This window comes from bacterium (assembly GCA_030654305.1).
Taxonomy (GTDB): Bacteria; Krumholzibacteriota; Krumholzibacteriia; order LZORAL124-64-63; family LZORAL124-64-63; genus PNOJ01.
The window spans coordinates 1-4,585 of record JAURXS010000538.1; the positions used below are offsets into that span (position 1 = coordinate 1).

A 4,585-nucleotide genomic window follows, 5' to 3' on the forward strand; every position below is an offset into this window, starting at 1 on the left:
GGCAGGTCAGCCCGGGCCTCACCTGGAGCCGGCGCGCCTGGGCCGGCGTGTAGGCGGCCACCTCGCTGGGGATCTGGGGGCGCGGGCCCACCACCGACATCTCGCCGCGCAGCACGTTGAACAGCTGCGGGAACTCGTCGAGGCTGCTGCGCCGCAGGAAACGGCCGACGCCGGTGATGCGCGGGTCGCGTTCGATCTTGAAGGCGGCGCCGCTGGCCTCGTTCAGGTGGGCAAGATCCTCCTTGCGCACTTCGGCATCCGCGACCATGGATCGGAACTTGTAGCAGTAGAAGACACGGCCACGCAGGCCGACGCGCCGCTGGCGGAAGAACACCGGCCCCGGGGAGTCGAGCCGGATCAGCAGGACGAGCAGCGGGAACACCGGCATCACGAGCAGCAGGCCGACGGCGGCGCCCAGCAGGTCGACCAGGCGCTTGAACACCGCGCCGACCGGATCGGCGGCGGGCACCGGCCCGTCGGGATCGCGCGCGATGAAGGCGTCGTAGCCGCCGGCGGCGGCGAAGACGTCCGTGGCGGGGGGCCGCGGGCTCACCGGCCGACCTCCCCGTCCGCCGCCGGCGCGCGCCGCCAGCGCAGGGCGGTGACGCCGGGGAACTCGCGCACCGCGACCACGTCGCCCAGGTCGTCGAGCGCCGCGGGGAAGTGGTGGCCCGGGTCGAGCGTCCCGCTGCGGCACAGGACCAGCCAAGCCTGATCGGCGCCGCCGATCCTCTCGGACAGTACCCGGGTCGCGTCGGCGCGGCTGCCGATCGCGCCGAGCCCCCAGAAGTCGCGCACCTCGCCGCGGCCATCGTAGTAGAGGCGGAACAGGTCGGTGACCACGGGCACGAGCACCGGTTCGCCCGCGGCGTCCTGGTTAGCGATCCAGACAGCGGCCGATCGCACGTCGTCCTTGGCGTATCGCGGATCGACGTGGTAGCTGGCCGACGACCACAGGGTCAGCCCGAGCAGGGCCAGGCTCGCCATCCGCACCGTCCAACCGTGCAGCGTGCTGAGGCCGTGACCGGCCGCGAGCAGCAGGAAGGGGGCCGTCACCGCCAGGTAGCGGGGCGTGAAGGTCTTCACGTCCAGCAGGCGCATCGCGACCAGCGCGACGAACGGCACCGCCACCCACAGCGCCGTCTCGAGTCGCCGCCGGCTGCGCCACCAGCCCGTGAGCGCCGGGAACGCGGCAGCGAGCGCGCCCGCCGCCAGCAGCGGCAGGTAGCGGCGGACGATCTCCAGGCGGTCGGGCCGGTGCAGTTCCTCGAGCGTCGGCCCCAGGCTGAAGCCGTAGAAGAAGGTGTGCAGGGCGTAGGGCACGGCCAGCGGCGTCAGGCGTTCCTGCCCCTCGGGCAACAGCCCGCCCCCTCCCCCGGGCGCCAGCCGGCCGGGGTACCAGAAGCCCGTCGCCTGCAGCAGCCACGGCAGGGCGATCAGGCCCGTCAACCCGAAGGCGACCGCCCACCCGCGCCAGGCCCGGCCGTCCCGCGGCCGGTGCAGCAGCAGCACGCCCAGCGCGTGGGCCGCGACCAGGAACAGCGCCGACATGTTGCTCAGCACGGCGAGGCCGGCGAGCAGGCCGTAGGTCAGGCCGCCCCGCGTCGAGGCGCCGTGGCGCTGCATGCGCAGCAGCTGCAGGGTCGCCGCCATGGCGAGCAGGATCATCAGGGAATAGCCGCGCGCCTCCTGCCCGTACCAGACGTGGAAGGGGTTGAGCGCGAGCAGCAGGGCCGCCCAGGCGCCGGTCGAGCGGTCGCGCCACTCGCTGCCGAGCTTGTACATCACCGGGACGGCCAGGACGCCGGCCAGCGCCGCCGGCAGCCGCAGGAGCCACTCGGGCGATGCCGGCTGCCCGGGGCGCCAGCTCAGCAGCAGGTACAGCGGGCCCTGGATGTTGTCGCGGAACTGCTCCCAGAGCCCATGCCCGGCTCCGGGATGGAGGTTGCGCCAGGTCTGGTACTCGTCGATCCACAGCGGCGAGGCGCCGAGGTGGTACCCGCGCAGGATCGCCGCCGCGGCCGTCACCAGGATCACGAACAGCAGGCGTTCGCTGCGCCGGCCGGCGGGATCGAGCGCCGGCATGGCGCCGAGGCGGGCGAACGTGTCGTGCGGGCGCTGGCTCACGGCCGGACCTCCGGGTGCAGGGGACGGCCGAGCCGGTACGATTTCAGCGAGGCGTCGATGGCCCCGACCTTCACCTTCGTCTTCATGAGCACGGGCAGGCGGTGCTCGTCGTCCGACAGCCAGATCGTGAGGTCGCCCTCGAACTGGAAGAGCCCTTCGCCCTGGATGACCGGTTGCACGACGAGGCAGTCGAACGTGCCGGCCGGGACGGTGATCCGCTCGCGGCCGTGGACGTTGACCACGAGGTCGTAGGTCTTGCGCGAACTGTGCGTGGTCACCAGGGCCGGCTGCCCGGGTTCCAGCGGCAGGGTGCGGACGAAGTAGAAGGCCGACAGGATGTCCTGCACCCCGGTGGGAACGTCCTCGTCGCGACCGTCGAGGTGGCGGGCCTTGCCCGCTTCCTGGTCGTAGCGGATCGCCACGTTCTTGCGGTAGTCGCCCTCGCGCAACCGCTTGCTGAAGTAGCGCGTCGCGAGCGTGTGCACGTCGATGTGGGTGGTGACCTTGTCCCGCACGAGGTAGAACGCCGAGAAGAAGCGGTTGGACGCCGCCTTGCTCTCCACGGGGTAGCAGGGGCGGCCGCCGGAGTCGACGACCTCCCCGACCTCCAGGGAGGCCTCGCCGGCGTTGACGGGACCGTAGTCGATCGAGAAGACCAGCATTTCGCCCGGCCCGTACGGCACCGGCGCGAACGCGGCGGCAGGATCCGGTGCGGTGGCGGTCGTTTCCGGACCAGCGGCGGGATCGACGGCGAGCGGGTCGGCGAGGGCGCGCCCGACGGCCACCGCCACGAGCACGGCGAACACCGCCGCGGCCCAGACCGTCGGCGTGATGACCGCCCGGAGTCGTCGCAGGCTCATGTGACCTCCCTCGTCGCGGCCCGCAGGCGAGCCGTCAGACCATCCAGCGCCGTCAACACGCGTTCGGCGCGCAGACCCGTCATGCAGGGATGACCGGCCACCGGACATGTCAACAGGTCGCAGGGGGAACAAGGTTCCCCGGTCCGTACCATGATATGCAAGGGATGTTCCGGGTTCCAGCCCCGCGGGTCGGTCGGGCCGAACAGGGTCACCGTCGGCACGCCCAGACCGGCGGCGATGTGGCGCGGGCCGCAATCGGTCGCTACCAGCACATCGAGCCGCCCCAGCAGCCCGGTCAGCTCCAACAGATCCGTGGCCGGAGCGATCCGCAGCTCGGGCGCCGCCGCGGCGACGGCCGCCGCGATGTCCCGGTCGCCCGGCCCCGGGATCAGCAGCACCGAAGCGCCGCGCGCCGCGAGCGCCCGCATCAGGCGCACGGCTTCAACGACCGGCCAGGACTTCACCGGCCAGGTCGCGCTCAGGATCAGGCCGATCCGCGGGCGACCGCCGTCTCCCGGCCAGCCATCGGCGGCGCGCGTCGGGTCGTCACCCGTGCGGCCGATCCCGCTCGCGAAACCGCCGGGCCGCCACGGCGCGGTGTCGGCGCCCAGCGTCCGCGCCAGTTCCAGGAAGCCTTCGGCGGCGAACTGCCGCAACCGGTGGCCGTCCTGGCGATCGCGCGGCACCGGCAGGTTGTAGGCCCAGCGCCGCCACCGCAGGGCGTAGCCGACGCGCCAGCGGGCGCCGCTCAGGGCGGTCCACAGGGCCGTGCGGGGCGTGCTCAGGATGTCGACCACGAGGTCGTACCGCTGGGCGCGCAGGTGAGGGAGCCAACCCGACGGCGCCTCCTGCGGCGACGGCGGCCAGCTCACCACCCGGACGCGGTCGGCGAGTTCCCGCAGCAGGGGGACGAAGGGCCGGTCCACGAGCAGGTCGACCCGCGCCTGCGGGCAGGCCGCAGCCAGCGCGTGCACCGCCGGCAGCGTGACCACGGCGTCGCCGAGGGCGCGGCGGCGGATCACCAGGATCCGGCGCAGCCGCGGCAGGTCGTCGCTGAAGGCCGGGTTCATCGTCCGGCCCCCGATCCGCCCGTGAGCGGCAGCGCCTCGGCGACGGCGGCGGCCGTCAGCGCGGGCAGGCAGACGAACTCGGCCGGCGGGCAGGCGTGCCGGTCGCAGGGATGGCAGGCGGGTCGGGTGCACAGCACGCGGTACGGTCCGAAGCTCTCGTAGGGGAACCAGATCGCGGGGTCCGTCGGACCGAAGATCGCCAGCGTGGGACGGCCACAGGCCACCGCGACGTGGGCGATGCCGCCGTCGACGGTCACGACGGCGTCCGCGCCGGCGACTGCGGCCACGACGTCGGCCAGACCCAGAACGGGCAGCCGACCGCCCGGCGCGCCCGCCGCCCACGGCCCGACCTCGAGATCGGTGCCCGGCGAGGAGAGCTCGACGACGGGACGCGGGTCCGCGCCCGCCAGGAGGTGGCGCAGTTCGTCCCACGACGCGCGGGGCCAGGCCTTGGACGGCCAGGTGGCGCCGGGCGCGAACAGCAGGTACGGCCGCGCCGCGTCGACGCCCAGCGCCGCCAGCGCCGCG

General features: G+C 73.8%; 5 protein-coding genes. All 5 read right to left on the bottom strand.

Features of this window, described 5'->3' with window-relative positions:
* Positions 1 to 553 (bottom strand): sugar transferase (locus Q7W29_15000; protein MDO9173129.1); only part of this gene is annotated, 553 nt, incomplete at its 3' end.
* Positions 550 to 2,127, bottom strand: a complete 1,578-nt coding sequence (locus Q7W29_15005; protein MDO9173130.1) for a glycosyltransferase family 39 protein — start codon at positions 2,125 to 2,127, stop codon at positions 550 to 552. The genes Q7W29_15005 and Q7W29_15000, both read right to left, overlap by 4 nt.
* Complete coding sequence (locus Q7W29_15010; GenBank protein ID MDO9173131.1) at positions 2,124 to 2,987, bottom strand: DUF3108 domain-containing protein; 864 nt, start codon at positions 2,985 to 2,987, stop codon at positions 2,124 to 2,126. The genes Q7W29_15005 and Q7W29_15010 overlap by 4 nt, the downstream gene beginning before the upstream one ends.
* A complete protein-coding gene (locus Q7W29_15015) occupies positions 2,984 to 4,057 on the bottom strand; it encodes a glycosyltransferase family 9 protein (protein ID MDO9173132.1) in 1,074 nt (357 codons plus the stop codon). Before Q7W29_15015 ends, Q7W29_15010 begins: the two co-directional genes overlap by 4 nt.
* Positions 4,054 to 4,585 (bottom strand): glycosyltransferase family 9 protein (locus Q7W29_15020; GenBank protein ID MDO9173133.1); only part of this gene is annotated, 532 nt, incomplete at its 5' end. The genes Q7W29_15020 and Q7W29_15015, both read right to left, overlap by 4 nt.

Bases quoted from the DNA above. Each gene is read 5' to 3' on its own strand.
- Q7W29_15015 (MDO9173132.1), bottom strand. From the start codon at position 4,057: ATGAACCCGGCCTTCAGCGACGACCTGCCGCGGCTGCGCCGGATCCTG.
- Q7W29_15010 (MDO9173131.1), bottom strand. From the start codon at position 2,987: ATGAGCCTGCGACGACTCCGGGCGGTCATCACGCCGACGGTCTGGGCC.